Origin of the sequence: Frondihabitans sp. 4ASC-45 (assembly GCF_049472575.1) — a bacterium.
Taxonomy (GTDB): domain Bacteria; phylum Actinomycetota; class Actinomycetes; order Actinomycetales; family Microbacteriaceae; genus Frondihabitans.
Map to the genome: position 1 here is coordinate 102,379 of NZ_JBCEBN010000001.1, position 26,790 is coordinate 129,168.

At 68.1% G+C, this 26,790-nt stretch carries 24 protein-coding genes and 1 tRNA gene; 6 read left to right on the forward strand and 19 right to left on the reverse strand.

From position 1 onward, the window contains the following. Positions 1 to 16: 16 nt before the first annotated feature. From VH571_RS00430 to VH571_RS00440, 3 genes are all read right to left on the reverse strand, one after another. Positions 17 to 1,276, reverse strand: a complete 1,260-nt coding sequence (locus VH571_RS00430) for a M23 family metallopeptidase (RefSeq protein WP_423262797.1) — start codon at positions 1,274 to 1,276, stop codon at positions 17 to 19. A gap of 346 nt (positions 1,277 to 1,622) precedes the next feature. Beyond that, complete coding sequence (locus VH571_RS00435; protein WP_423262798.1) at positions 1,623 to 2,441, reverse strand: inositol monophosphatase family protein; 819 nt, start codon at positions 2,439 to 2,441, stop codon at positions 1,623 to 1,625. A gap of 63 nt (positions 2,442 to 2,504) precedes the next feature. Then, a tRNA-Tyr gene (locus VH571_RS00440) sits at positions 2,505 to 2,586 on the reverse strand. Positions 2,587 to 2,871: 285 nt separating this feature from the next. Here VH571_RS00440 and VH571_RS00445 point away from each other — a divergent pair. Together VH571_RS00445 and VH571_RS00450 are read left to right on the forward strand one after the other, a co-directional pair. Next, the gene (locus tag VH571_RS00445; protein WP_423262799.1) at positions 2,872 to 3,774 is read left to right on the forward strand and encodes a type IV toxin-antitoxin system AbiEi family antitoxin domain-containing protein; all 903 of its coding nucleotides are present in this window, start codon (positions 2,872 to 2,874) and stop codon (positions 3,772 to 3,774) included. Between the two features lie 138 nt (positions 3,775 to 3,912). Continuing rightward, on the forward strand, positions 3,913 to 4,401 hold the full coding sequence (locus VH571_RS00450) for a YajQ family cyclic di-GMP-binding protein (protein ID WP_055959655.1): 489 nt from the start codon (positions 3,913 to 3,915) through the stop codon (positions 4,399 to 4,401). Positions 4,402 to 4,491: 90 nt separating this feature from the next. Here VH571_RS00450 and VH571_RS00455 read toward each other — a convergent pair whose 3' ends face one another. The 4 genes from VH571_RS00455 to VH571_RS00470 form a co-directional block, all read right to left on the reverse strand. Next, positions 4,492 to 5,649 carry a heparan-alpha-glucosaminide N-acetyltransferase domain-containing protein gene (locus VH571_RS00455; RefSeq protein ID WP_423262800.1) on the reverse strand — a complete coding sequence of 386 codons (1,158 nt, stop codon included), beginning with the start codon at positions 5,647 to 5,649 and terminating at the stop codon, positions 4,492 to 4,494. 22 nt (positions 5,650 to 5,671) lie between these two features. Further along, complete coding sequence (locus VH571_RS00460) at positions 5,672 to 7,024, reverse strand: pyridine nucleotide-disulfide oxidoreductase (RefSeq protein WP_423262801.1); 1,353 nt, start codon at positions 7,022 to 7,024, stop codon at positions 5,672 to 5,674. 95 nt (positions 7,025 to 7,119) lie between these two features. Beyond that, complete coding sequence (locus tag VH571_RS00465; protein ID WP_423262802.1) at positions 7,120 to 8,199, reverse strand: polyprenyl synthetase family protein; 1,080 nt, start codon at positions 8,197 to 8,199, stop codon at positions 7,120 to 7,122. A gap of 18 nt (positions 8,200 to 8,217) precedes the next feature. Further along, positions 8,218 to 8,949, reverse strand: a complete 732-nt coding sequence (locus VH571_RS00470; protein WP_423262803.1) for a demethylmenaquinone methyltransferase — start codon at positions 8,947 to 8,949, stop codon at positions 8,218 to 8,220. Positions 8,950 to 9,081: 132 nt separating this feature from the next. Between VH571_RS00470 and VH571_RS00475 the strand changes: the two genes are divergently transcribed. Continuing rightward, positions 9,082 to 10,302, forward strand: coding sequence for an isochorismate synthase (locus tag VH571_RS00475; RefSeq protein ID WP_423262804.1), 1,221 nt, complete (start codon positions 9,082 to 9,084; stop codon positions 10,300 to 10,302). Between the two features lie 58 nt (positions 10,303 to 10,360). On the opposite strand, the gene VH571_RS00480 is transcribed toward VH571_RS00475, so the two are convergent. The 3 genes from VH571_RS00480 to VH571_RS00490 all read right to left on the reverse strand — a co-directional run bounded on the left by VH571_RS00480 (position 10,361) and on the right by VH571_RS00490 (position 13,485). Beyond that, positions 10,361 to 11,209, reverse strand: coding sequence for a PPK2 family polyphosphate kinase (locus VH571_RS00480; protein WP_423262805.1), 849 nt, complete (start codon positions 11,207 to 11,209; stop codon positions 10,361 to 10,363). 82 nt (positions 11,210 to 11,291) lie between these two features. Next, entirely contained in the window at positions 11,292 to 13,163 is a 1,872-nt protein-coding gene (gene menD / locus VH571_RS00485) for a 2-succinyl-5-enolpyruvyl-6-hydroxy-3-cyclohexene-1-carboxylic-acid synthase (protein ID WP_423262806.1), read from the reverse strand. Beyond that, a complete protein-coding gene (locus VH571_RS00490) occupies positions 13,132 to 13,485 on the reverse strand; it encodes a PLD nuclease N-terminal domain-containing protein (RefSeq protein ID WP_423262807.1) in 354 nt (117 codons plus the stop codon). Before VH571_RS00490 ends, menD begins: the two co-directional genes overlap by 32 nt. Before the next feature lie 75 nt (positions 13,486 to 13,560). On the opposite strand from VH571_RS00490, the gene VH571_RS00495 reads away from it, so the two are divergent. Continuing rightward, the gene (locus VH571_RS00495; protein ID WP_158613187.1) at positions 13,561 to 13,845 is read left to right on the forward strand and encodes a DUF4229 domain-containing protein; all 285 of its coding nucleotides are present in this window, start codon (positions 13,561 to 13,563) and stop codon (positions 13,843 to 13,845) included. A 109-nt stretch (positions 13,846 to 13,954) separates the two neighbouring features. On the opposite strand, the gene VH571_RS00500 is transcribed toward VH571_RS00495, so the two are convergent. The 4 genes from VH571_RS00500 to VH571_RS00515 form a co-directional block, all read right to left on the reverse strand. Next, positions 13,955 to 14,920 (reverse strand): 1,4-dihydroxy-2-naphthoate polyprenyltransferase, encoded by a 966-nt coding sequence (locus tag VH571_RS00500; RefSeq protein ID WP_423262808.1) that lies wholly within the window; start codon positions 14,918 to 14,920, stop codon positions 13,955 to 13,957. 90 nt (positions 14,921 to 15,010) lie between these two features. Then, positions 15,011 to 17,014 carry an acyltransferase family protein gene (locus tag VH571_RS00505; protein WP_423262809.1) on the reverse strand — a complete coding sequence of 668 codons (2,004 nt, stop codon included), beginning with the start codon at positions 17,012 to 17,014 and terminating at the stop codon, positions 15,011 to 15,013. A 53-nt stretch (positions 17,015 to 17,067) separates the two neighbouring features. Beyond that, a complete protein-coding gene (locus VH571_RS00510) occupies positions 17,068 to 18,192 on the reverse strand; it encodes an AMP-binding protein (RefSeq protein ID WP_423262810.1) in 1,125 nt (374 codons plus the stop codon). A gap of 18 nt (positions 18,193 to 18,210) precedes the next feature. Then, positions 18,211 to 19,119 carry a 1,4-dihydroxy-2-naphthoyl-CoA synthase gene (locus tag VH571_RS00515; RefSeq protein WP_055959681.1) on the reverse strand — a complete coding sequence of 303 codons (909 nt, stop codon included), beginning with the start codon at positions 19,117 to 19,119 and terminating at the stop codon, positions 18,211 to 18,213. Between the two features lie 42 nt (positions 19,120 to 19,161). On the opposite strand from VH571_RS00515, the gene VH571_RS00520 reads away from it, so the two are divergent. Continuing rightward, positions 19,162 to 20,157 (forward strand): o-succinylbenzoate synthase, encoded by a 996-nt coding sequence (locus tag VH571_RS00520; RefSeq protein ID WP_423262811.1) that lies wholly within the window; start codon positions 19,162 to 19,164, stop codon positions 20,155 to 20,157. Between the two features lie 142 nt (positions 20,158 to 20,299). On the opposite strand, the gene ccsB is transcribed toward VH571_RS00520, so the two are convergent. From ccsB to VH571_RS00545, 5 genes are read right to left on the reverse strand one after another with little or no spacing between them, the layout of a single operon-like run. Then, positions 20,300 to 21,313: a c-type cytochrome biogenesis protein CcsB gene (ccsB, locus tag VH571_RS00525; RefSeq protein WP_055959685.1), complete on the reverse strand. Its 1,014-nt coding sequence runs from the start codon at positions 21,311 to 21,313 to the stop codon at positions 20,300 to 20,302. Continuing rightward, on the reverse strand, positions 21,310 to 23,046 hold the full coding sequence (gene resB / locus VH571_RS00530; protein WP_423262812.1) for a cytochrome c biogenesis protein ResB: 1,737 nt from the start codon (positions 23,044 to 23,046) through the stop codon (positions 21,310 to 21,312). Before resB ends, ccsB begins: the two co-directional genes overlap by 4 nt. Next, positions 23,030 to 23,794, reverse strand: coding sequence for a cytochrome c biogenesis CcdA family protein (locus tag VH571_RS00535; protein WP_055959687.1), 765 nt, complete (start codon positions 23,792 to 23,794; stop codon positions 23,030 to 23,032). The genes resB and VH571_RS00535 overlap by 17 nt, the downstream gene beginning before the upstream one ends. Next, positions 23,795 to 24,406 (reverse strand): TlpA family protein disulfide reductase, encoded by a 612-nt coding sequence (locus VH571_RS00540; RefSeq protein ID WP_423262813.1) that lies wholly within the window; start codon positions 24,404 to 24,406, stop codon positions 23,795 to 23,797. Then, positions 24,403 to 25,044 (reverse strand): histidine phosphatase family protein, encoded by a 642-nt coding sequence (locus VH571_RS00545; RefSeq protein WP_423262814.1) that lies wholly within the window; start codon positions 25,042 to 25,044, stop codon positions 24,403 to 24,405. Before VH571_RS00545 ends, VH571_RS00540 begins: the two co-directional genes overlap by 4 nt. 108 nt (positions 25,045 to 25,152) lie before the next feature. Here VH571_RS00545 and aspS point away from each other — a divergent pair, with 108 nt between their 5' ends. Then, complete coding sequence (gene aspS / locus VH571_RS00550; protein ID WP_423262815.1) at positions 25,153 to 26,481, forward strand: aspartate--tRNA(Asn) ligase; 1,329 nt, start codon at positions 25,153 to 25,155, stop codon at positions 26,479 to 26,481. Positions 26,482 to 26,790 lie beyond the last annotated feature (309 nt).

Consider the following 26,790-nt stretch of genomic DNA (forward strand, 5'->3'; position numbering starts at 1 on the left):
CACCGGCAAGAGCGGCTCAGGCGGCCCCGGCGTTGGCCATGAGCCACGGGTACGGGTCGACGGGAACGCCGTTGAGGTGGATCTCGAAGTGGAGGTGGGCACCGGTGCTGTTGCCGGTCGAGCCCACGTTTCCGACCTGCTGGCCGACCTTGACCGTCTCGCCCTGCGTCACCTTGATCGACCCGGCGACCATGTGCGCGTACACGCTCGTGACCTGCTGGCCGTTGATCGTGTGCTCGATCCACACGTTGTAGCCAAGGGCGCCGCCGCCCTGCTCGACCTTCGACACAACGCCGTCGGCGACGATCTGAATGGGGGTCCCTTCGCCGGGGATGAAGTCGAGACCCTGGTGGAACGTGGAGCAGAAACCGCAGTTCGCGACCTGGCGGGCGCCGAAGCCACTCGAGATCGGCACTCCGGTGGCGAACGGCCACTGGACTGCAGCCGTGGAGTCGTTGGTGAACGCACCCGCGTTCGCCGACGATACGGTCGTGTTGAGGTTGGTCACCGAGTACCCGTCGCGGCCGACGGATGCGTCGGAGACGGCTCCTGATGCGACGTACTGCTGGCCGCCGGTCGCAGCGACTCCGCCGACAGTTGTTCCTGACTGAGCGGCCGCGGTCAGCTTGAGAGCGACGTTCTCGGGGGTATCGACGAAATAGGCGTTGGCCGGCACGGAGGTCGCGACGATCGTCGCGCCGACGAAGACCATCGCGCCGAGCACTCCGAAGCGACGTGTGCGCTGGCCTCGGAGCTGCGCCGGCGAGCGACGGGGTGCCACGACAGGCGCGGCCACGGCTGCCGCACGACGAGCCCGAGCGGTCGCACGAACGGAGGCGCGTGGGGCCGCGAGACGGGGCTCTGCAGCCCGGGGGGCCGTGCGGGTAGGAGCGGAGGGCTGGGGGGCCGTCGGCATCACGGTGGGGACGACGGGCACCTCATCGGCCGCGGCGGGCGACACCGTGAGAACGGGTGCCTCTGCGAGCGGAGCCTGAACGGGCTGGTCGGCCGAGGGCCGCACGAACGATGCCCCTTCACGTGCCTCTCGAAGCGCGCGGCGCGAGCCGGGTGCTGCGGCAGCGGCAGGTGCACTCGCCGTGGCGACGTCGGAAGACTCGACGGAGGCCACGCCGGGGCGAAGAGGCGTCACGGCCGGCATCGAGCCGGTGGCACGCTCGCGGGCACGCAACTCGCGTCGAGTGAGAGCACCACCCTCGTTGTCGACCGTCACGGGTCGCGTCGCCGAGGAACTGGCTTCGTGGCCCTGAGACGTCACAGCGTGGATTCTCCTCGTACTCGATCGGTGCCTTCATCGCTCGCTGTCTCACTCAGACGGATTTCGGGGGGAAAAACCATCGAAGTTGGCGCAGCGATTGGCGGCGTAGTTTTCGGGTGTTCGGTGACGTCGACTCCGGCAAGGTAAAACCAAATCGACCGGATTGAGCGGGAACGGACACACTCACTTCGACGACGACTTCACCACCATACAGAGAGATCGACGGTTTGGCGAGACGCTGATATTCACATTCTGTGATTTATCAGGTTGGGCACGCCGAGGGGCTGCTGGCGCGTGCACGAGTGAGGTGCGGATCCTTGGGGGTCGTCCGCTCGACTCTCACGCCCTAGAAACCGCAGTCGGCCAGAGCGCTCGCCAACTCGGCCCGAATGCCCGGAGCCGACACGACCGTGAGCTCGCGGCTCGCGGGAGCTCCGGCCGGGGTCAGCACCGAGGCACCGGCCTCCTCGGCGATGAGGATTCCGGCAGCGTGATCCCAGGGCTGGAGTCCGCGTTCGATGTAGGCGTCGAGCCGCCCGACGGCGACCGCGCAGAGATCGAGCGACGCCGCCCCGATTCGTCGAATGTCGCGCACACGCCCGAGCAGAGGAACGAGGCGAGTCGCCTGCTCGATGCGCCGGGCGGGATCGTACGAGAAGCCCGTGCCGACGAGCGACTGCGACAGATCGGTCGGGCCTGTGACCTGCAGAGGGACGCCGTTGAGCGCCGCACCGCCGCCACGGGTGGCGCTGTACTCCTCGTCGAGCACCGGGTTGACGACGCACGCCGCCAGGGCGGTCCAGTGCTGAGGATCCGGCTCCCCCGACACCACGGCAATGCTCACCGCGTACATCGGTATGCCGTAGAGAAAATTGACGGTGCCGTCGATCGGGTCGACGATCCAGGTGAGGCCGGTGGTCGACGGCTCGGCGCCGCTCTCTTCGCCGAGAAAACCGTCGCCCGGACGCTCCGCCGCCAGACGCCGCCTGATGAGCGCCTCGACCTCGCGATCGGCGTGGGTGACGATGTCGACGGCGCTCGACTTGCTGGCCGCCACCTCGACGCCCTCGGCACGGCGCCGAGCGGCGAGCGCTCCGGCCTCCCGTGCGATCGACCGGGCGGTCTGCAGCAGATCGGCGTTGGTCGGGCTGGTGGCGTTGGTCATGGCGTCCTCCACAAGACGACACCCCGCGGCACAGAGGCTCGCGGGGTGTGGTCGTTCTGATCGTGGCAAGTGAGGGATTCGAACCCCCGAAGGCTACGCCGGCTGATTTACAGTCAGATCCCTTTGGCCGCTTGGGTAACTTGCCAGATGCGCTTCTCGTGCCACTCGGGCAACCGAAGGCGCGCACCTACAATACATGGCGTTCGGGGTGGTCTCGACCACTGGGATCCTCGTCGCCCGCAGTCTTGTCCCCGTCGTCGCCAATTTGAGAGTGATCGCGGCCCTCGGCGCTGCTCGACTTGGCGCGCCGTGGCGGATCGCTCGCAAATTGGCGTCTAGCCCCGTCTTCACACCCCGGAGGACGACGGCTTTCTCCCCAGAAGGCCGCCGATCCTCCCGTCGCTGCTGGCCGACTCAGCAGTCTGGGCCCATGCACGAACACCTCGCGGCGATCATGTCGCGGCTCGATCATGTCGCCCGCCGTGTCGAACTCCTCCGCGCCGGGCTGCACCAGAAGGATCTGAGGCGCGCCGTTGAATCGGGCGCGCTCATCCGGGTTCGCAACGGCATATACGCCGATGCACTTGCATCACGCGAGGTAGTGCGTGCGTCTCGGGTTGGGGGCGTTCTGGCCGGTGCCTCCGCCGCAGCACTCCACGGCCTGTGGACTCCGCACGAGTTCGACCTGACGGTCAGCGTGATGCCGAACGCGCAGCGACTGCGAGACCCCGACGATGCCAATCGTCCCCTTGCCGATGCGGCCGTCGTCGTTCTCCGTGACGCTCACCACCTCACCACGGACGAGAGACTGGTCGCCTCGCCGACAACGGTCGCCGTCCAAGCCGTTCGACACAGCGACCCTCGAACAGCCCTCGCGACGATCGACTCTGCGCTGCGACTGCCCCCGGGAGAGCGGCCGCAGCTCGCGGAGATCGCGGCCAGGCTCCCCCGACGACTGCGGTACCTCGTGGGCTGGGCGGATCCTCGTGCGGAATCGGGCACTGAGTCGGCGCTCCGCTACGAACTCAGAAAAGCGGGCCTTCGCTTCGAATGTCAGGTGTGGTTGACGAGCACGATTCGGGTCGACTTTGTCATCGAAGGATTTCTTGTCGTGGAATGCACCAGCAAAGAGCACCACGGCAGCCCAGAGCACTACAACAAAGACCGAGCCCGAATCACGACCATCATCGGACTCGGCTATGTCGTGATGGAGTTCACCTACCAGCAGGTCTTCTTCGACTTGCCGCGAGTGTGGCAGGCACTCGAGCAGGGGTTGCTGCTGCGACGCTCGGCGCTCCCCCATGTGCAGGCTCCGCTGCAAATCCGAGAGTGATCGCGCCCGTCAGCCACGCCCGACCCGGCGCGTCGGGCCGGATCGCTCGCTAATTGGCAGCGAGGGCGGCACCCGGCAGGCCCAGCAGGCCCGGCAGGCCCCGAACCCACCGACCGGAGGTTCGCTAGGCTGGCAGGCATGGCAGACAGTACTTTCGACGTGGTCAGCAAGGTCGACTCGATGGAGGCCGACAACGCCCTCAATCAGGCCCGCAAAGAGGTCGAGCAGCGCTACGACTTCAAGAACGTCGGCGCCTCGATCGAGACGAGCGGCGAGAAGGTGCTCATCAAGGCCAACACCGAGGAGCGCGCCAAGGCCGTCCTCGAGGTCTACGAGTCGAAGCTGATCAAGCGCGGCATCTCGCTGAAGAGCATCGACGCCGGCGATCCCTATGCGAGCGGCAAGGAGTACCGCATCGAGGTCTCCATGAAAGACGGCATCGATCAGGAGGCCGCCAAGAAGATCAACAAGCTCATTCGCGACGAGGCCCCGAAGGGCGTCAAGAGCCAGATCCAGGGCGACGAGTTGCGCGTCTCCTCCAAGAGCCGCGACGACCTTCAGGCGACGATGGCTCTGCTCAAGGGCGCCGACCTCGACGTCTCGCTGCAGTTCGTCAACTTCCGCTGAGCGCGTCCGCGGGTAGCAACCGAGAAGCCGAACCCCAGGATCCGGCCCAGCCGAGCTCCCCTGCGGCACTCGAGGCGAACTAGGCCCCGCTCACACCAGCGGCGGCCCCGCCGGAGGCGCCCACTGTCGGGCCGCCACCTCGCGCGGAGCAGGCGCGACGCGCTTAGCCACGCCCCCGATGGCGCGCTCGAACGGGCCCGTGCGACCGCCCCACAGCGTGGCCACGAGGGCGCTGCCGCCGACGAAGCCCACCCAGACCACGATGTCTCCGGTGCGTGTGAGCGTGTCGAGAAAACCGCTGTGAAAAAGGAACGCGATCACCACGAGGTGGACCGAGTAGATCGTGAGCGGCAGGGCTCCGACCCGGGCGAGCAGCCGGAACGGCAGCATCCCCGGCGATGCGAGCCGGAGCCGGGCGAGCAGACCGCACACGCCGATCACCGCGAGCGCGACTCCGGCCGACCCGACCATGTCGACGAGCGTCGACGAGTGCGGTTCGCTGGCGAACACGAAGTCACGAAGTCGCACCTCAGCGCCCGACTGGTAGAACCGTCCTCCGGGCAGAACCGCCTCGCCCACGCTGTAGGCGATCAGCGCCATGGCGAAGCCGAGGCCGAGCAGTCGCCCGAGCACCCGAGCTGACGAGAGATCGGAGCGCCCGACGGCGAGGCCGACGAGCAGGTAGGCGGCGAAGGTCGCGAGCGGGTAGTACAGCAGGATCTGCTGCCGAATCGGCCCCGTCGCATACAGCGGAGTGAGCGAAGCGAACGAGATCGGCATCGCCACCAGCGCCAGGCCGGCAGCGACGAGCAACAGCGCCCGACGCGGCCAGGACAGCGCCGGCAGTAGCGCGACGAAGAGCAGCCCGTACGTGGAGAGGATTACCGCGACGGGAGTCTCGAGAAGCATCAGCAGGATCCCGAGCACGAAGATCAGGATCCCGCGGATCGCGACCCGCTTCCGGGCCGTCGACAGCGCTGCACCCGTGAAGCGATGGCTCCGGCCGGTCACCAGAGCCAGAGAGACTCCGGCGAGCGTGGCGAACAGCACCGACGACCGGCCGGCGACGATCGACCACCAGGTCGTGGGTTCTGTCCAGTCGACGGGCTCCTCGACGAAGACGAGGTGCGCGGCGAACATGCCGAAGAGCGCGATGCCGCGAGCGGCGTCGATGCCCACGAGCCGTGACGTCGGCCGAGGGGCGGTGGGCATGACCGCGGGGCGAGCGTTCGGATCCTGCGCTGTCATCGTCCGGGCCCCGTCACGACGGCTACTCGCCGCGCGACACCTGGATCATCTCGTCGCGGGGCACGACCTTGACGCGCGCACGGCCCTGGGGTTCGCCCAGCGCCATCTCGTGCTCGTCGAGACGGTGCCAGCCGTCGAGGTCGGTGTACTTCACTCCGCGGGAGTCGAGCAGCTCGTTGACGGACTCGAGCGACGGCTCGGCCGGGGTCCACCACGACGCCTGGTCGTTGAGAACGTGGCCGACGGTCTCCATCGCGTCGCTCTTGGTGTGGCCGATGAGCCCGATGGGGCCGCGCTTGATCCAGCCGGTCGCGTAGACGCCGGGCACGAGCTGGTCGTTGTCGTCGAGCACCTGGCCCTCGTGGTTCGGGATCACACCGCGCTTCTCGTCGAACGGGATGCCGTCGAGTGGTGAGCCGAAGTAGCCGACGGCGCGGTAGATCGCCTGCATGGGAATGGTGCGCATCTCTCCGGTGCCCTCGACGCCACCGGCGCCGTCGGGGCGGGTGCGCTCGTAGGTGAAGCCGGTCACGCGGCCGTCGGCGCCCTCGACCCGCACGGGCTTGGCGTAGAAGTGCAGGTGCAGGCGACGCGAGGCGCTGCCGGTCTCGCGCTGGCGCCACTGGTTCAGCACCTTGTCGATCACGAAGACCTGCTTGTTGGTCTTGATCGCCGTCTTGGACGCCTCGTCGTAGTCGAAGTCTTCGTCGTAGACGATCATGTCGACGTCGCGCAGCTCACCGAGCTCACGGAGCTCGAGCGGTGAGAACTTCACTTGCGCGGGGCCGCGGCGCCCGAAGATGTGCACGTCGGTCACGGGAGACGCCTTGAGTACGTCGTAGACGTTCTCGGGGATCTCGGTCGGCAGCAGGTCGTCGGCGTGCTTCGCCAGCATGCGCGAGACGTCGAGGGCCACGTTGCCGACGCCGACGACGCCGATCGAGTGCGCGTCGAGGGGCCAGGTGCGCGGAACGTCGGGGTGTCCGTCGAACCACGAGACGAAGTCGGCGGCGCCGTAGCTGCCCTCGAGCTCGATGCCGGGGATGTCGAGGTCGGCGTCGGCGATCGCGCCGGTGGAGAAGATCACCGCGTTGTAGTGCTTCTTGAGATCGTCGAGGCTGATGTCGACGCCGTAGCGCACGTTGCCGAAGATGCGGATGTCGCCGCGGTCCAGCACGTCGCGCAGTGCGTTGATGATGCCCTTGATGCGCGGGTGATCGGGGGCGACGCCGTAGCGCACCAGACCGTAGGGGGCAGGCAGCTGCTCGAACAGGTCGATCTGCACGTCGAACTGGCGTTCGGCCTTCAGGATGATGTCAGCGGCGTAGATACCGGCGGGGCCGGCTCCGACGATGGCAAGACGGAGGGTCGTCACGAATTGAGTCCTTCGGTGGTGGTGAAAAGGTGTGCGTGCTGAAGCGTGCGAGCGCCCGCGCTGATCGTTCGGAGCCGAGGATCCGACGGCTCGGCTCAGGCGGTCCGCTCCACGACGCGCTGAGCGAACCGGGTCAGGGCCTTCTTAACGGGCCCCTCCGGCAGCGGAGCGAGTGCGGCGACCGCCTCGTCGGCCCAGCGCTTCGCCTCGTCGTGCGTGCGACGGGTGACGTCGTGCTCGCGAAGCTGGCGGACCGTGTCGGCGAGATCGGCTTCGCTGACCGCGCCCCCGGCCGTGGTGGCCTTGACGTTCGCCTCGATCTCGCTGAGGAGTGCCGACGAGTCGATATCGGTCTGCGCCTCGACGCGAAGGTACATGAGCGGCAGTGTCTCGACGCCCACGAGCAGGTCTGTGCCGGCGCGCTTGCCGGTCGTTTCCGCCTGCGGCGACAGGTCGATGACGTCGTCGATGAGCTGGAAGGCGACACCGATCTTCTCGCCAAAGTCGGAGACCGGACCGAGGTACTCGCGGGGAGCATTCGAGAACAGGACGCCGACCTTCGCCGCCATCGAGATGAGCGAGCCGGTCTTGTCGGAGAGCACGTCGAGGTAATGGGCCACGGGATCGTCGTCGACGCGCGGGCCGATCGTCTCGTGGAGCTGACCGAGACAGAGGCGTTCGAAGGTCTGGGCCTGAAGCCGTATGGCCTCTTCGCCAAGGTCGGCGACGATGGTCGATGCGCGAGCGAACAGCAGGTCTCCGGTGAGGATCGCCACGTTGTTGCCCCAGCGAGACTGAGCGCTCGGAACCCCGCGGCGCATTGTCGCCTCGTCCATGACGTCGTCGTGGTACAGCGACGCGAGGTGGGTGATCTCGACGGCCTGCGCGGCCGACACGACCGAATCGGTGGCGCCGTCGCCGAGCTGCGAGATGAGAAGGGCGAGCGTCGGGCGAATGCGTTTGCCGCCGGCAGCGAGCAGGTACCGGCTGGTCACGTCGGCGAGATCGTCACCAAAGGCCATCTCGACGAGGAGGCCCTCTTCGACTCGCTCGAGACCGGCGTCGATCGCCGCGACGAAACGGCGCTCCGACGCGGAGGAAAAGAGTTTTTCGGCGAGGCCCAACGACGAGCTCAAGCCGGCGGTGCGGCGGGCCGCCGGTGCACTGGGTTTCACGGATTCACCTTCGGTCGATCAGGCGTGGGGAGCCGACGACGGGCGACGGGTCGAGGAGGCAGGTTTGCGGCCGCGATGCAGGGCAACGATGCCGGCCGTGAGGTTGCGGTACGCCACCCGGGTGAAGCCGGCGCCGCGAAGCCACTGGCTCAGCACCTGCTGCTCGGGCCACTTCTCGATGGACTCGGCGAGGTAGCTGTAGGCCGGCGAGTTGCTGGAGGTCACTTTGGCGATGCCGGGCAGCACGTGCCGCAGGTACGCCTGGTAGCCGAAGCGGAGACCGGCGAGGGGCGGAGTCGAGAACTCGCAGATGACCAGACGGCCACCCGGCTTGAGCACGCGGTACATCTCGGCCAGCGCCGTCTTGGGGCGGTTTACGTTGCGAAGGCCGAACGAGATCGTCACCGCATCGAACGTCTCGTCAGCGAAGGGGAGCTCTTCAGCGTCGCCGACGATGAACTTGAGGTGCGGCTGACGCTTACGCCCGACCTCGACCATGCCCGCTGAGAAGTCGAGAGCGACGACCTCGGCCCCGGATTTGGCGATCGCGGCAGAGCTCGTGCCGGTGCCAGCGGCGATGTCGAGCACCTTCTCGCCCGCACCCGCACCGATCGCCTTTACGGTGGCAATACGCCAGAGCACGGCGTTGCCCGCGGAGAGGATGTCGTTGGTCACGTCGTAATGCGCAGCCACCCCATCGAACATGGAGGCAACCTGCTGCGGTTGCTTGTTCATATCGGCCTTGGTCACGGCTGCGATCTTACCGGCAGGGCCTGCACCCGGGCCGAGTGCAGGTGGCGTACGGCCGATGCACGACCAACGCCCAGGTCGCCCGGACGGAACTCCGCGAGCGGCCCGAGGGAGCGTCGTTACGATGAGGGAGTGAAGCTCCACGTGTCGACAACCCGCATCGACGACATCGCCCCTTTCCTGGCCCACATCGACCCCCACGACCCCCTGCTGTTCATCCGGCGAGGCGACGGGATCGCCGGAATCGGCGAGGCCGTCCGGCTCGAGTTCTCCGGGCCGGAACGAATGCGGGAAGCGGCCGAGGCCTGGAGGCGGCTCGCCGCCGAGGCGAGTGTCGACAACGAGGTCGCCCTTGCGGGATCGGGCCTCGTGGGGTTCGGATCCTTCGCTTTCTCCGACGACTCGAGCGCCGTGAGCGTGCTCATCGTGCCGAAGATCATCCTCGGGCGGCGCGACGGCGTCGACTGGCTGACCCGGGTCGACGGCGCCGACTTCGGCGAGCGCTTCTCGCTCGGTGACGAGGTGCACCTGCAGCTCGACGAGCCGTCGTTCTCGGCCGACGAATATGCCGCGTCCGTCGAGAGGGCGGTCGAGGCGATCGGGCGCGGCGAGGTGAGCAAGGTCGTTCTCGCGCGACCGCTCGACGCCGAGCTACCCGAGGGAGCCGACCTGCGTCGCATCGCCCGCGATCTGGCCTTCGCCTACCCCGACACCTACACGTTCGCCGTCGACGGCCTCATTGGCTCGAGCCCCGAGACCCTCATCCGCTCCGAGAAGGGCGAGCTCAGCGCCCGAGTTCTCGCCGGGAGCGCCGGCCGCGGAACGGACGCCGCCTCCGACGCCGCCGCAGCCCTCGCCCTCGCGACCTCGCAGAAAGACCTCGACGAGCACGCGTTCGCGCTCCGCAGTCTGCTGATGTCGCTCGACGGGTACGCGTCTCGGATCCTGACCGGAGAATCGCCGTTCACCCTCAAGCTGCCGAACCTCTGGCACCTGGCGAGCGATGTCACCGGCCAGTTGACGGGCGACTCGAGCAGTCTCGACCTGATCGACGCGCTGCACCCGACCGCCGCCGTTGCCGGTACGCCGACAGCCGATGCTCTGCGCCTGATCGCCGCTCTCGAGCCCTTCGACCGCGGCCGCTACGCCGGCCCCGTCGGGTGGGTCGGCGCCGACGGCGACGGCGAGTGGGCGATCGCGCTGCGGTGCGCCCAGGTGGTCCGCGCCCCCGCTGGCGAGACGGCGACGATTCGCGCCTTCGCCGGTGCGGGCATCGTCGCCGAGTCGGAGGCCGGCCGCGAGGTCGCCGAGACGACGATGAAGTTCATGCCGATTGCCGACGCCCTCGGTTAGTGGTCGTTCGGTCCGCCACTGTGGAGCGGTCACACGTCGTCGACGACGCGCCACGTCCTCAGCTTGTCGCGAGCCGCACCTTCTCGGTCTCGATATCGAAGTCGGCGGCCGGCCACCCGAGGTCGAGCCCGCGGAGAGCCCCGATCAGCAACCGCTGAACGGCGACCCGAGCGAACCACTTCTTATCGGCCGGTACGACGAACCAGGGCGCCACCTCGGTCGACGTCTTCCGCAGGGCGATCTCGTACGCCTCCTGATAGTCGTTCCAGACGAGCCGCTCGTCGACGTCGCCCGGGTTGTACTTCCAGAACTTGTCGGGGCGCTCGAGCCGCTCCCCCAGTCGTGCCTTCTGCTCGTCGGATGAGATGTGCAGCATGACCTTTACGATCGTCGTCCCGGACGCCGCCACTTCCGCCTCGAACGCATTGATATCGTCGTAGCGGCTCTCGATGACCTCCGGGGCGACGAGCGATCGAACCCGCCCGATGAGCACGTCTTCGTAGTGCGAGCGGTCGAAGACGCCGATCATTCCGGCATCGGGAAGCTGGTTGCGCACGCGCCAGAGGAAGTCGTGCGCGAGTTCCTCCTCGGTCGGACGCTTGAAGGCGTGGTGCGCGACGCCCTGCGGGTCGACCGCTCCGACAACGTGGCGGACGATCCCGCCCTTGCCGGCGGTATCCATTGCCTGCAGCACGAGCAGCACGCTCTTCCCACCGCCCGCGCGCGAGTCGGCGAACAGCTTCTCTTGGAGCTCGGACAGCTGCTCGGCCCCTGATTCGAGCGCCTGCCTTCCGTACTTCTTGTCGCCGTCGAATCCCGGGGTCGAGCCCGGATCGATATCGGCGAGGCGCACGTCGGCGCCCACTCGAAGGGACTCGGCCGGCTCGGTCTTCCATGTCTTTGCCATGCGGCGACTCTATGCCCGGCACCCGACCGCGCCCCGACGCGAGCCGAACCCCACCGACGAAGAGACCAGGATCCGATGAGCGTCACCGAGCGAGCGGTACCTCGATCAGCACCGGTCCGCGCGACCCGGCCAGCGCCTGCTCCAGCTCGCCGCGGGTGGATGCCCGCACGTACTCCCAGCCGTAGGCCTGGGCGAGTTTGTCGAACGAGGCGACCTGAGGAGTCAGCTGCACCCTGGTCATCAGAGCTTCCGGGGCAACGCCCGCGACCTCGAGCCCGTCGAAGATGGTGCCGCCGGAGTCGTTGCCGACGATCACCTGGATCCTCGGCTTCGCCTCGCCCACGCCGAACAGGAGCGACCCCGCATCGTGCAGCAGCGTCAGGTCTCCGAGGAGCACTCGCGTGATCCCGCCCGCGCCATCCGCCCACTCCTGCGCGGGAGCTCCACTCGTGCCGCCGGCCTGCGCCGCGAGACCGATGCCGGTGGCTGTCGCGATCGTGCCGTCGATCCCTGCGAGGCCGCGGTTCGCGTGGACGGCGATCCTCTTACCTGCAACGTGCACGTCGGCCTCGCGGATCAGTCGCGACGCCCCGAGGACGAGCCGGTCGTGCGGCCAGGTGAGCCTCCACAGCGCCTCGACGAGCGCACGCCGCGTGACCGGCCGCCGGATCGCCTCCACCTCGCCCCGAAGGAATTGCGCCCGCGAGGCGCTGTCGTCGGCGACAGCCGCCTCGAGGTCGGGGGCGGTCTCGTCGTCGTCGAGCTGGGCCCGGCCGGTGTGAACCCAGGATCCGACCCACCCGCGATGGGCACGGTCGTCCGGGTCGTGCGCGCCGCTCGTGACCTCGACGGCGTCGATCACCGTCGCGCTCCTGCTCGGGTCGTACGCCTCCGGCACCCCGCCGCGCACCACGATCACCTCGACGCCCTCGCGCTTCAGCAGCGCCGGGATCTGTCGCGTCAGCGTCGGATGCCCGAAGACGACCACGCGCCGGACGGCGCCGCCGAAGCCCACGTCGTCGAGCAGCAGTCGGTAGGCAGGAACGAGGTTCGGGCCGAATCGTGCGCCGCTCGAGACCTCGGCGACGAGCGGGGCGCCGAGCAGGCGGGCGGTCTCTTCGGCGACGGGCCCGGCCGCGTGGCCGGCCACCACGACGGTGGCCGGGTCTGCATCGACCTCGAGCGCGAAGGGCGTGTGGGATGCGGGGAGGGTGGGCGCGGATCCTGCGTTCTGGCCGTTTGTCGGGCTCTGATCACTTGCCCGGCTCTGCTCTCGCGCCTCGGGAAGCGTCGTGACCGGGGCGGAGAGCGGCTCGCGGAAGGCGATGTTGAGCTGGACGGGGCCGGGGGCGGCGGGGTGACCGGGCGAACTGGAGCGCCCGAGGGCCGCCGACATCGACTCGCTCACCAGCTGGCGGACGGCGTCGGCGTCGACACCGGTGTCGGACGGGGCCTCGACGTCACGGAGCAACCGCAGCGCCTCGCCGAACAGGGCCGGCTGGTGGGTTGTCTGGTTCGAGCCGATTCCGCGCATCTCGGTGGGGCGATCGGCCGTCAGCAGCAGGAGGGGGACCCCCGAGTGGTGAGCTTCGAGGACGGCCGGATGCAGGTTCGCCACCGCAGTACCGGACGTCGTCACCACGGCCGTGGGGATTCCGCTCTCGATGGCGAGACCCAGCGCGAGAAAACCGGCCGACCGCTCGTCGATGCGCACGTGCAGGCGGAGACGCCCGGCCGCCTCGAATTCCGCGGCCGCGAGAGCGAGGGCCTGAGACCGGGATCCGGGGCTGAGCACGACATCGCGGACGCCAGCGGATTCGAGCTCAGCCAGAAGGAGGACGGCGAAATCGGTCGCGGGGCTGCCGCTCGGAGCAGGGAGGGTGGGCACGTCTTCAGTGTGCCACCCGGTGGTGGAGGGACGGTCAGCGCGTGGGCTTGCCCGGGCCGTCGTCATCGCGCTCGGTTAGCTCCTCTTCGAGCTTGCGGATGCGTTCGTCGAGCGACTCCCGCTCACGGTCGCTCACCGGTGCCGCAGCCCGACCGAGAAAGTCGGGGTCGTCGTCGGGGGCGATCAGACGCGGGCCGTCGGCGCGGCCCGCCTTGCCGAGCAACAGCCACAGGACGGCGCCGATCACCGGCAGAACCACGATGAGGAGTGCCCAGATCGGTTTGGTCAGCGAACGCACACGCTGTCGCTCGGTGAAAGCGCAGTCGACCAGGGCATAGATGATGAAGGCGACCGCAGCCACCAGAAGAACGATCAGCCCTTTGACCATGCCGTGAGCCTAGGCGGGGCACCTGGGAGAGTCGCTCGAAGGGGGCGCCGAATCGCCTGACCTAGACTGCCCCACGTGAAAGCTGCTCTTCTCTACACGGGTGCCCGCATCGGGCTGTTCGCGGTCCTCTTCGCCGTTCTGAGCCTCGTGCCGGTGTTCACCGTCTACGTCGCCGCGGGCGTCGCCGCAGTGCTCGCGCTGTTGATCTCGTACATCTTCTTCGGCCGACTTCGCGCGGGCGTCGCCGAGAACCTCGCTAAGCGCCGTGAGGCTCCCGCCCGCGATGACGACGCCGACGCCGAAGACGCCGGGCTCGACCGCAAGCCCGCTCGTCGCGCTGCGCCCTCCGAAGAGGACTAGCGGCCGCGGGTTCTGCCCGTGTGCCTTAACTAACCGTTTCAGGCACTACTTACCGAAAAGTCAGTAGGCACTGCGTCAAACGGTTAGCGCAGCGGCGTCGAGCTCTGGATCAGCCGAGCTGCAAGAAGAAGATCACGGCCGCCAGCGCGAGCGAGAAGGCCAGCGCTGAGAACGACGACAGCTTCAGAGCGAGGATCATCTCTTTCGGCGTCTTCGCCGTCACGCCGATGATGAGCGCGGGAAGCGTCAGGATCAGCGTGAAGTAGACGTAGCCCGCGTTGACGAAGAAGATCAGGAAGAAGATCATCAGCACATACGGCAGCAGCAGGAAGAGGGCATAGGCCACCCGCGACCAGCGGGCGCCGAGGAGAACGGCGAGAGTTCGCTTGCCGGCCTGGGCGTCTTGGGGGATGTCGCGAATGTTGTTGATCATCAGCACGGCGCAGGAGAAGAGGCCGATCATCACGGCCATGACCCAGCCCCACGACTGAAGGACGTGCTCCTGCACGAACTCGGTGCCGAGAGTCGCCACCAGGCCGAAGAAGACGAAGACGAAGATCTCGCCCATCGCGTTGTAGCCGTAGGGGCGCTTGCCTCCGGTGTAGAACCACGCGGCGATCACACAGACCGCGCCCACGAGGAGCAGCCACCAGAACTGGGTGACGACCACGATGGCGATGCCCGCGAGAGCGGCGACGCCGAATGAGACGAACGCGACGTTGCGAACACGCTTGGGATTGGCGACGCCACCCCCGGTCAGACGGGCCGGGCCCACGCGGTACTTGTCGGTGCCACGGATGCCGTCGGAGTAGTCGTTGGCGTAGTTGACGCCGATCTGCAGGAACAGCGCGACCACGAGGCAGAGGACGGCGAGCGGCCAGTCGAACGCATTCGCCTGGTTGGCGGCCGCACTGCCGAGTGCGACCGGCGCAATGGCGAGCGTGAGGGTGCGGGGGCGGGCTCCCGCGATCCAATCGCTTGCCGTCGCCTTCCGCGCGGGAACGCGGCCGGGTCGCCCGCCCGGACGACCGGCGGGTTTGCGCGTGGACTTGCTCTTCGACTTCGACTGGGACACGCCGGAAGTTTACCGTCGCGGGGTAGCAGGCAAGCGCCGCAGACGTTACGGGTGCCACTGAATTCAGGCTCTGGGGCGGCGCGACACGAGTCAGCCGCCCGACGCCGCCCGAGCCTCGGCCCGGTCGACAGCCTCGCGCAGAAAGAGGCCGAGCGCGGGCCCGAGCGTCGCGGTGTACTGCGGCGCGAGGTGGTTGTAGTCGCGGTAGACCTTCACGCCATCGACCTCGACCTTGCACTCGTCGTAGTCGCAGAGGCGGTCGGTCGTGGTGAAGATCGGCGCGACGCCGTGCTGCGCCTGAACTCGCGCCGAGAGCGCCTGCAGGGGCGCGATCTGGTCGAGCGCCTCGTCGCGGGGCGAGGCGCAGGAGCGTGCCGAGCCGCCCGGCGCCGCCAGGCACGCACCGGGGTCGTAGTGAAGTCGGGGATTGTCACGGATCGCCGCGATCTCGCCGGTCGATCTCGACGTCTGGTCGATCCACTTCTCGTAGGCGTCTACCCAGACCTTCTTCTGCGCGGACTCGGAGAGCACCGCGCCCTCCGTCGAGCGAATCCGACCGAGGTAGGCCTCGGCCTGCGAGATCACGACCGCCGTCGGGTGCAGGTCAGCAAGCACGCGCGCCGTTTCGTCGCGAAACGCCTGACACCCCGCGGGCGCCTTGCCGGTGGTCATGACCGTCGTCACGTCGATCGCCGGGCAGGCGCTCTGCCAGCGGTAGACGAGGCGGATCTTCTCGCGCCGGGCCGCCTCGCCGAGAGCCGCCTCGAAATGGCCGGCGTGGGAGTCGCCGACGACGACCACGACGGTCGAGCTCGTCACATCGCCGAGGATGCAGAGCGGAACCCCCGATGCCGATTTCTCTGTCGAGAGGCACGCGTCGGACGGCAGTTCAACCGACGAACCCGCGGCGACTTGCTCTGACGCCTCAGCGGCCGACCGCCCTTGAAACCAGGTGGCGCCCGAAAAGACGCCGGCCACCAGCACGAAGGCGCCGGCTGCGACGAACGAGAGCCGCGCCGAGCGGGCGAGAGGCGGAGCGAACCGGACCGGGTTCTCGAAGAAGGCATAGGCCGAAGCGCCGACGACGAGAGCGAGAAGGCCCGCGGCGATGGGAATCCAGGGCGATTCGGAGCGCAGGGCCACGGGCAGGAGAACGATGAGCGGCCAATGCCAGAGATACCAGGAGTACGACACCGTGCCGAGAAAACGGAGCGGTCGCGCCTCGAGCACCCGCGTGGGCAGTGCCGTCGAGCGCGAGGGCGGACCGAGACCGCCAACGATCACCAGCAGTGTGGCCGCGACGGGAAGAATCGCGGCCACACCCGGGTAGGGAGTATCAGACGGCAGCCCGACAACGATCGCCACGAGGCCGAGCACCCCGGCGCCGCCGCAGACCGCGCGAACCACGCCCGACCCGATCAGGCCGACGGGAACGAGTGCGAGCAGGCCGGCGAGCGCGAACTCCCAGGCGCGGGTGGGCAGCAGATAGAAGGCCGCTTGCGGGTGGGAGGGCGTCGCAAAAGCCGACAGGGCAAAGGATCCGGCCCCGACGACCCCGAACACCGCCGCGAGAGCCACTCGTGGCCGACACCCGGCCCGCACGGCCACGCTCACCACGGCGAGGAGCAGCACGGGCCACACGAGGTAGAACTGCTCTTCGACGCTCAGTGACCAGGTGTGGAGGTAGGGCTGCGGCACCATCAGGTCGTGGGTGAAGTAGTCGTCTGACTGACGGGCGAAGAAGAAGTTCGACACGAAGAGCAGCGCCGCACCCGCCTGCTTGCCGATCGACAGCCAGTCGACCGGCGGGAGAAAGAGCAGCGCCAGGGGCAGGGTCAAGACGATCATCAGCGCGGCCGCGGGGACGAGGCGGCGGAGGCGCTTGGCCCAGAAGCGGCCGAGGTGGAGGCGGCCGGTCGTCTCGAGCTCGCGGAGGAGCTGCCCCGTGATGAGAAAGCCAGAGATGACGAAGAAGACGTCGACTCCCACGAAGCCGCCGGAGAACCCGGGCACTCCGGCGTGGAAGGCGACGACCGGGACGATGGCGAGCGCACGGAGGCCGGTGATGTCGTGCCGCATCGCTCTCTGGTGCATGCCATCCCCCTCGCGCTCGATCAGCTCAGTGGGTATGCATTATGTCACCTATCTCATGCGAGACGCGCCAGCTGTGCACGGTCGGGTTTGCCACTCGGCAGCAGCGGAATGGAGTCGACGACGACGAGACGGTCGGGTGCAGCCGATCGGCCCACGACCGAGGTCACGGCTGCGCGAAGAGCACCGAGGTCGATCGGCGGCGCGACCGCGACCACGACGGGCACCTCGCCCCAGCGCTCCGATGGCGCCCTGACCACGACTGCGTCTGCGAACCCCGGCAGCTCGCGGACGGCGCGCTCGACCACGCCGAGCGAGACCTTCTCGCCGCCCGAGATGATCACGTCGTCGAGTCGGCCGATCACAGTGACCCTGCCGTCGGGGCCGACGGATCCTGCGTCTCCGGTGCGATACCACCGCCGCCCCTCGCGCTCGACGAAGGCGGCCTCGGTGCGAGCGGGATCGCGCAGGTAGTACTCGGCGAGGGTCGGCCCCGAGAGCTCGAGCTGGCCGTCGACCACCGCGGCCAGCGTCTGGCCGACCGGAACGCCGTCGTAGACACAACCGCCACTGGTCTCGCTCGACCCGTAGGTGCGCACGACCCGCACACCGGCCTTCTCGGCACGGGACAGCAGCGCCGCGGGCGTGGCCTGACCACCGACGAGGACCGCGTCGAAGCGGCCGAGGATCCGCTGGCCCGCCCGATCGGCCTCGGCGAGATCGAGCACACGGCCGAGCTGAGCGGGCACCAGCGACGTGTACCGGGCCGCGTGAGTGAGCCTCGCCGCCGCGTCGAGGAACGCCTGCGGATCGAAGTGCCCCACCGGCAGCAGCGCCGGCTCGGTTTCGGCGGCGATCGACCGGACCAGCACGTTGAGCCCCGCGACGTAGTGTCCCGGCAGAGCCAGCACCCACTGCCCTGGGCCACTCAGGGCCGCATCGGCCGCCGCGGCTCCGGAGAGCAGGGCACCGGCCGACAGGGCGACACGCTTCGCCTGCCCGGTGGAGCCGCTCGTCTCGATGACGACCGCGACGCGCTTCTCGACCTCCGCCGGAAGGTCGACCGGCCAGGAGTCGTCGATGCGGGGGTTGATCGCCGGTCCGCCCGACAGCGCAGCACGCAGCGCGACCATCACTGCCTGCGGTGAGCGCGCGTCGATCGCCCGGAGCTCGTGCGTCACAGCGCAACCGCGCTCACGTCAGAACTGCCAGGGGTAGGGCGACCAGTCGGGCGAGCGCTTCTCGAGGAACGCGTCGCGCCCTTCGACCGCCTCGTCGGTGCCGTACGCCAACCTCGTCGCCTCGCCGGCGAACACCTGCTGGCCGACCATGCCGTCGTCGACTGCGTTGAATGAGAACTTCAGCATACGGATCGCCGTCGGCGACTTGCCCATGATGATCCGGGCCCAACGCAGAGCCTCGACCTCGAGGTCTTTGTGATCGACGACGGCATTGACAGCCCCCATCTCGTAGGCACGCTGAGCCGAGTACTCCTGGGCCAGGAAGAACACCTCACGGGCCAACTTCTGGCCGATCTGCCGGGCGTAGTAGGCGCTGCCGTAGCCGCCGTCGAACGAGCCGACGTCGGCGTCGGTCTGCTTGAACCGGCCGTGCTCGCGGCTGGCGATGGTCAGGTCGGCGACGGCGTGCAGCGAGTGGCCACCGCCCGCGGCCCAGCCGGGAACGACAGCGATGACGACCTTCGGCATGGTTCGCATGAGCCGCTGCACCTCGAGGATGTGCAGGCGGCCGTTGCGGGCGGGGTCGGGTTTGAGGGCCTCATCACCTTCATATTTGTAACCGTCTCGCCCCCGGATCCTCTGGTCTCCGCCCGAGCAGAACGCCCAGCCGCCGTCTTTCGCACTGGGGCCGTTGCCCGTGAGCAGCACGACGCCGATCTTCGGGTTCATGCGCGCGTCGTCGAGAGCGCGGTAGAGCTCGTCGACCGTGTGCGGACGGAAGGCGTTGCGCACCTCGGGGCGGTCGAACGCGATGCGCGCGACCTGGCCATTCACGTCGTGGTGGTACGTGATGTCGGTGAGCTCACCCGCTCCCGGCGCCTCTCGCCACTCGGTCGGATCGAACAGGTCGGAGACGGTGTCGCTCATGCCGCCAGCCTATCGACCGGGGCCGAGTGGAAGACTCGGGGCATGCTCCCCTCCCCTCCGCCGCTGCCCCCGCTCCGCGACCTCACGCGCGACGCCTTCGTGGTCGCCCTGCCGCTCCGCAATCGCTTTCGCGGGGTCGACGTGCGCGAGGCGCTTCTCGTCGAGGGCCCGAACGGCTGGACCGAGTTCAGCCCGTTCGTCGAGTACGACGCCAACGAGGCCTCGTCGTGGCTCGCCGCGACCGTCGACTTCGGCTGGGGCCACCTGCCTGAACCACTGCGGACGAGGATCCCGGTCAACGCCACTCTCCCCGCCGTCGCGGCCGACCTAGTGCCCTCGATCCTCGCCCGCTACCCCGGCTGCCGCACCGTCAAGGTCAAAGTGGCCGAACCCGGCCAGACCCTCGCCGACGACATCGCACGGGTTGCAGCAGCCCGCGAGTTCGTCGGGCCCGGTGGGCGCGTGCGCGTCGACGCCAACATGCACTGGACGGTGGACGAGACGCTCCGCGCCTTGGAGGCTCTCGCGCCATTCGACCTGGAGTACGTGGAGCAGCCATGTGGAACCGTCGCCGAGCTGGCCGCCGTGCGTGCCGCGGCAACGGGCGTTCCGGTCGCCGCCGACGAGAGCGTGCGCAAAGCTGCCGACCCGCTCGCGGTCGCTCGCGCCGGCGCCGCCGACCTGCTCGTGATCAAGGCTCAGCCGCTGGGTGGTGTGACCGCGGCGTCGCGCATCGTCGAGGAAGCCGGGTTGCCCGTCGTCGTCTCGAGTGCGATCGACACGTCGGTCGGGCTGTCGATGGGGGCGTACCTCGCCGCAGCCGTACCGACGCTCGACCACGACTGCGGGCTCGGCACCGCGGCCATGCTCACCGCCGACGTCTCGCGTGAGCCGCTGCTGCCGGAGAGCGGCGGCATCGACGTGCGACGGGTCGACGTCAACGTCGACCTGCTGCGGGCCTCCGCCGCTCCGGTCGAGCGCCGAGAGTGGTGGCTCGACCGGGTGCGGGCGGCGTACGAGGTGCTCGAAGCGCACTAAACCCGCCCAGTCGGCACAAACACCTGCCCTAGGAGCGGTGTTTCTGCCGACTGTGCGGGTCTGTGCCGATCGAGTGGGCCTGTGCCGATCGAGCGGGTCTGTGCCGATCGAGTGGGCCTCTGCCGATCGCTGGGGCTTCGGTCTACAGCCCGGAGTAGGCGTGTAGACCCTTGAAGAACAGGTTCACGATCGAGAAGTTGAACATCACCGCGGCGAAGCCGACCAGCGACAGCCACGACGACCGAGCGCCGCGCCAGCCACGAGTAGCCCGGGCGTGGATGTAGCCCGCGTAGATGACCCAGATGATGAAGGTCCAGACCTCTTTGGTGTCCCAGCCCCAGTATCGGCCCCACGCCTTCTCGGCCCAGACGGCGCCGGCGATGAGCGTGAAGGTCCAGAGCACGAAGCCGACGAGGGCGATGCGGTAGGCCAGGTCTTCGAGGCGCTCGGCCCCGGGGAGGGTGTCGAACAGCTTGATGCCGGCGTTTTTCGAAGCCTCGCGACGCTCCTGGATGATCTGAGCCGCTGAGAGCCCACCGGCGATGGCGAAGAACGCCGTGCCGAGACACGCGACGAACACGTGGATGACGAGCCAGTACGACTGCAGGGCCGGCACGAGTGGGCTGACCGTCACGTAAAAGTTGACGACCGCGACGCCCAGCAGGATCAGGTTGAGGCCCATGACGTAGGCACCCAGGTAGCGAAGGTCGACGACGAGGTTGACCAGCAGGAAGACACCGACGATGAGAGCGGTGCCGGTGAGGCCGAACTCGAACATGTTGGCCCACGGCACACGACCCGCGGCGAGACCGCGGAAGACGACGGAGGCGATGTGAACAGCGAGCCCGAGCACCATCATCGAGATGCCGATGCGCTCGAACTTCGACGAGCGGCGGGCCGTCTCGCCGGGCTCGGTGACGTCGGTGCGCTCGAGGAGGAGGGTGCCCCCGGCGCTGCCGGTGGATCCTGCGCTCGCGCTAGCGCCGGCCAGTGCCGACTGACGCGACTGTGCCTTGAGTGCCGCCGTCGCGGCGATCTGCGCGTCGCCGGAACGCTTGGCGAGGTCGAGTGCGAACGCGATGAACGCGATCACGTAGATCGCGATCGCCGAGTAGGCCGCGTAGAGGCACAGGGTCGAGAATTCTGCTGACGTCACGATGACACCTTACGTCGATCCGAGGCCGTCTTCGGGGTGAGTGCGGCCAGATGTTTCTTGGCGAGATCGTCGACTGCTCTCTCGAGAGTCGGGTCTTCTCCGCGGGCGAGACCCGCGTATTCGATTCGGAGCCCGTCGTCGCCCTGCACGGCCTTGACCCAGACGCGCCGACGCGGCACGAACAGCCCGGTCAGCAGGCCGAGGACGATGAGGATCGCGAAGACGAGCACGTAGATCTGCGTGGGGTCGTGGTGGATGTCGAGAGACACGAACCGCTTGACGTCGTTGAACTGCACCGAGCCCAGGCCGTTCGGGAGCTTGACCGTCTGGCCGGGCTCGAGGGTGAGCGGTTTCTCGACGGCGTTGCTGCCCGTCGCGGCAATCGGCTTGAGCCCGACCGTGTCGAGTTCGTAGACCGAGCGCGGAACCCCGTCGTCGAGACCGAGGTCGCCCGCATAGACGCTGAGCGTGAGCTTGGGGTTGATGTCGTCCGGGTAGTTCGAGGCCAACGCCCCACTCGAGAGCTTGGTGGCGCTCGGGTAGAAGAAGCCGATCATTCCGAGCTGCGTCGGCTTGGCGTCCGGCACTTTGATGACACCGAGCGAGGTCAGGTTGGAATCCTGCGGAAGGAACGGGATCGTGTCTTTCAGGGCGATGTTGCCCTCGCCGTCGCGCACCGTCACGTCGACCGCGTAGCCGTTGCCGAGCAGGTAGACGTTCGATCCGCCGATAGAGAGGGGGTCGTTCACCTTGATCGTCGTCTTCTTGCTCGCCTGGCCGGGCTGCGAGGTCGTGACGTAGGTCGTGTAGTCGGTCGGCGTACCGATCGCGTCGATGATCTTGTCTTCGTACTTGACGGTGAATTTGTTGATCGCGATGTTGAACGGCTTGAGCTGAGCGTCGGAGAAGAAACGGCCCGGGTTGAACGAGTCGTACGAGCCCAGGACGTTCGAGAACGTCTGCCCCTCGACGACCACGCGTTGACCGGTGTAGCCGAAGCCCCCGCCGATACCGACCGTGACGAGCACTCCGAGCAGGGCCGTGTGGAAGACCAGGTTTCCGGTCTCACGCAGGTAACCGCGCTCGGCGCTGACCGAGTCGCCGTAGACGCGGGTGCGGTAGCCGGCGCGGCGAAGGTGCTGGCGGGCCGTGGCGACGGCGATCTCGGCCGAGACGGGTGCCGCGTCGCCGGTGACAGTCGGAGCCTGGTGCGTCTGGAATCCGGCCAAGCGCGACAACCGCGCCGGAGTCTTCGGAGGCGCGGAGCGGAGAGCCTCGAGGTGGTGCTTCACGCGCGGGATGATGCAGCCGACGAGCGAGATGAACAGCAGCAGGTAGACGGCCGAGAACCATGGGGTCGTGAACGTCGAGAACAGCCCGAGCTTGTCGAGGATCGGGTACAGCTGCGGATGGTCGGTCTTGTACTGAACAACGCCGTTGGGGTCGGACGACGTCTGCGGCACCAGCGAACCCGGCACGGCCGCCAGGGCGAGCAGCATGAGGAGGAGCAGCGCCGTGCGCATGCTCGTGAGCTGTCGCCAGAAGAAACGGAGATAGCCGACGAACCCGAGCTTCGGCTGCGTGATGCCGGAGTCGGAGTCGACCTGCTCGACGGAGTCGATGTGGTCGCTCGGCCGGAGCGGGTCGGCCCGCTCGTCGGTGCGGTCGGAGATGCCGTCGACCTGGGGCTCCGCGGGCTCGACCGGCCCATTCGAATCAGACGACCGTGCCATAGCTGGAGATCACCACCCCGAGGCGCGACATGAGGTCACTCCAGACCCCGGCGACCATGAGAACTCCGATGACCACGAGAAGGGTGCCTCCCACAAGGTTGACGGCACGAACGTGCCTTTTGACGAATGCGATCGTGCGCGTCATCCAGCCGAGGCCGAGCGCGACGAAAAGGAACGGGAGCCCGAGGCCCAGGCAGTAGAAGAGCCCCAGCAGAAACCCTTGCCCGGCCGACCCGGAATTGAGCGACAGAGCCGTGATGGCCGTGAGCGTCGGGCCGAGGCAGGGGCTCCAGCCGAGGCCGAAAACGACACCGAGCAACGGCGCGCCCGCCAGGCCCACCTTCGGGCTGATCTGGAGCTTCGCGGTGCGCTGGAAGAACGGGAAGTTGCCGATGAAGACGAGCCCCATGAGGATCACGACCACACCAAGGATCCGGGTGATCACGTTCCGCCACTCGAGAAACCAGAATCCGAGTACACCCGCCGCGGTGTTGAACGCCACGAACACCAGCGTGAAACCCAGCACGAAGAGGACGACCCCGAGCACGAGACGGCCACGGTCTTTTCGGCGACCCGTGGGATCCTGCGCTCCGCTCTGCAGACCCCCGATGTAGCCGAGGTAGCCGGGCACGAGCGGGAGCACGCACGGCGACACGAACGAGATGATGCCCGCGAGTACGGCCACGGGAAGCGCCACCAGCAGCTGGCCGCTCGTGACCGCCTCGAAGAAGGGGTTGCCCTGATACACCTAGTTCTTCTCTGCGAGCGTGTCGCTGATCAGGGTGTTCAAGACGCCCTTGTCGGCCTCGCCGAGGATGCTCGACGCGACACGCCCCTTCTTGTCGAGGACGATCGTCGTGGGCGTGGCGTTGGCACTGCCCCGGGCTCCGGCCAGCGCGAGCTGCACCGTGGCGTTGCCCGAGTCGACGACGGACGGGTAGGTCATCTTGAAGGATCGGGCGAAGGCGCGAGCGGTGTCTTTCTCGTCGCGCACGTTGACGCCGATGAACTGCACGCCCTGATCGGCGTACTTCTTGCTGAGCGACTCGAGGTCGGGGGCCTCGACCCGGCACGGCGGGCACGAGGCGTACCAGAAGTTGAGCACGACGACCTTGCCCTCGTAGGTCGAGCGCGAGATCGAGGCGTCTTCGTCGGTCGTGGCAGTGAACTCGACGGGTTGCTTGCGGTCGGCGGGCTCGATCTCGGTGATCGTGCCGTCGCCCGAGATGTAGTTCTTGGTGTCGCCCGTCTTCCACTGCTGCTGCAGCGAGGTCGCAGCAGTGCAGCCGGTCAGGGCGAGGGCGAGAGCCGCAGCCACCACGGAGAGACGGACGAGGGTCGAGGGGCGTTTCGGAATCACACGGCTCCAGAATCGAGGGCGGAAGTCTGCAGGGCGGCGGCCGGCTCGCGGTAGCGCACCTCGACGAACGCGTCGTCGCGGTGCTCGAGCGTCGTGATGCTCGACAGGGTGCACCGGCGATGGCGAGGGTCGTGGAAGAGTCTCTGGCCGGCAAGGCTTCGGTGGACCATCCAGATGGGCAGCTGGTGGCTGACGAGAACGATGTCGCCAGAGTCGACACTGCGCCAGGCAGTGTCGACGGCCGCCAGCATGCGAGCGGCGATGCTCACATAGGCCTCACCCCAGCTGGGCTTGAGCGGATTCGCGATCCAGGGCCACTCGCTCGGACGCGTGAGGGCCTTCGTGAAGCCGCCCGCCCGCCCCTCGAATTTGTTCGTCGGCTCGATAAGGCACTCGTCGGTCTGGATCTCACGGTCGAAGAGCCGAGCCCACGGTGCCGCTGACTCTTGCGTGCGCTGCAGGGGGCTGGCGATGATCGCCGCGACCGGGGCGCCCGCCGCCTTCAGCGCCTCGGCACTGGTCTCGGCCATTCGATGACCGAGCTCGGAGAGCCCGAACCCCTCGATGCGCCCGTAGAGGACGCCGTCGGGGTTGAACACCTCGCCATGACGGACGAGGTGGATCTGGTTCGCGGGCACGGCATCCAGTGTAGATTGCGCGACTCGTCACACCTCCCACCAGGGTTTTCCACAGGGAGGACCTTGCTCGGCGTCGAGAGAGTCAGCCCTACCGTAAACTCAGGGCTCGTGACTGAACGCACCCTTATCAAAGACCTTGCTGCCTCCTCCGACGGGCCCGTGTCGGTGTCCGGATGGGTCGAGACGGTCCGCGATCAGAAGAAGGTGCAGTTCGTCGTCCTTCGCGATGAGTCCGGCGCCGTTCAGCTGGTGTCGCCCCGCTCGTTCGACGACGAGGGCGCGGCCATCGCCACCGCCGTCTCGGAGACCATCTCCTCGCTCTCGCAGGGCACCTTCCTCACGGCCACCGGCGAGCTGAAGCACGACGAGCGCGTCAAGCTCGGCGGGGTCGAGGTCAAGCTCGACGGTCTCGACGTGGCCGCCCTCGCGATCCCCGAGACCCCGATCGCCGACGACTCGGGCATCGACAAGCGCATGGACTGGCGCTTTGTCGACCTTCGCGTGCCGAAGAACGCCCTGATCTTCAAGATCCAGACAACCTTCCTCCACGCGCTTCGCACCTACTGGGTCGAGCACGACTTCGTCGAGGTGCAGACCCCGAAGCTCATGGCCTCGGCGAGCGAGTCGAAGGCCGAGTTGTTCCGCGTCGAGTACTTCGAGGGCAGCGCGTTCCTCTCGCAGAGCCCCCAGTTCTTCAAGCAGATGGCGCAGTCGGCCGGTTTCGGCAAAATCTTCGAGGTCGGGCCCGCGTTCCGCGCCGACCCGTCGTTCACCAGCCGCCACGCGACCGAGTTCACCTCCATCGACGCCGAGGTCAGCTGGATCGAGTCGCACGAAGACGTCATGAAGCTGCACGAAGAGCTCATGGTCGCTGGCTTCCAGGCTGTCGCCGACAAGCACGGCGCCGCGATCAAGGAGCTGTTCGACATCGACCTGGTCGTGCCGACCGTGCCGTTCCCGCGCATCCCGCTCGCCGAGGCCAAAGAGATCGTGGCCTCCCGCGGCTACGAGGTGCCCCGCGCCGACGACGACATGGACCCCGAGGGCGAACGTCAGATCGCGGCCTACGTGAAAGAGACGTACGGGCACGAGTTCGTCTTCCTCACCGACTACGCCTCGAGCATCCGGCCGTTCTATCACATGCGGCACGAGGGCGATGCGTCGCTCACCAACAGCTACGACCTCATCTTCAACGGCACCGAAATCTCGACGGGAGCCCAGCGCGAGCACCGCATCGACGTGCTCGAAGAGCAGGCACGCTCCAAGGGCCTCGAGCCCGAAGAGCTGTCGGGCTACCTCGACTTCTTCCGCTACGGCGTGCCCTCGCACGGTGGCTTCGGCATGGGTCTCGCGCGCGTGCTCATGCTGATGCTGCACCTGCCGAACCTGCGAGAGACGACGTTCCTGTTCCGCGGGCCGACGCGGCTCGAGCCGTAGGTCGCTGGCGGCTCGTTCGCCGAGAGTGCACAAAACGCCCTCACGCTTCGGCGCGGAGGGCGTTTTGCGTCCTCTCGGTTGGCGTGCCGCGGCGCGCGCGGCGGCCCAGGGCCACGAGATGGTCGGATCTCCGTGAAATTAGCCCGCGGCCGGTAGTTCAGGCCACCTCGCGGGTCGCGCCGCGCTGAACCGGCGCCGAGATCGCAGAAGAGGTCGCCTGCACCCGACGCCAAGTGCGATCTCGGAACGGGGCCGGCGCCGTCAGCGGCCGGCGCCGCTCAGCGGCCAGCACCTCAGCGGCCGGCGCCG

Coding starts and splice junctions, on each gene's coding strand:
- VH571_RS00435 (WP_423262798.1), bottom strand. CDS start 2,441: ATGACCAACGCCACCAGCCCGACCAACGCCGATCTGCTGCAGACCGCC.
- VH571_RS00445 (WP_423262799.1), top strand. CDS start 2,872: ATGCACGAACACCTCGCGGCGATCATGTCGCGGCTCGATCATGTCGCC.
- VH571_RS00450 (WP_055959655.1), top strand. CDS start 3,913: ATGGCAGACAGTACTTTCGACGTGGTCAGCAAGGTCGACTCGATGGAG.
- VH571_RS00455 (WP_423262800.1), bottom strand. CDS start 5,649: ATGACAGCGCAGGATCCGAACGCTCGCCCCGCGGTCATGCCCACCGCC.
- VH571_RS00480 (WP_423262805.1), bottom strand. CDS start 11,209: ATGGCAAAGACATGGAAGACCGAGCCGGCCGAGTCCCTTCGAGTGGGC.
- menD (WP_423262806.1), bottom strand. CDS start 13,163: ATGACGACGGCCCGGGCAAGCCCACGCGCTGACCGTCCCTCCACCACC.
- VH571_RS00490 (WP_423262807.1), bottom strand. CDS start 13,485: ATGGTCAAAGGGCTGATCGTTCTTCTGGTGGCTGCGGTCGCCTTCATC.
- VH571_RS00505 (WP_423262809.1), bottom strand. CDS start 17,014: ATGCACCAGAGAGCGATGCGGCACGACATCACCGGCCTCCGTGCGCTC.
- VH571_RS00515 (WP_055959681.1), bottom strand. CDS start 19,119: ATGAGCGACACCGTCTCCGACCTGTTCGATCCGACCGAGTGGCGAGAG.
- VH571_RS00520 (WP_423262811.1), top strand. CDS start 19,162: ATGCTCCCCTCCCCTCCGCCGCTGCCCCCGCTCCGCGACCTCACGCGC.
- resB (WP_423262812.1), bottom strand. CDS start 23,046: ATGGCACGGTCGTCTGATTCGAATGGGCCGGTCGAGCCCGCGGAGCCC.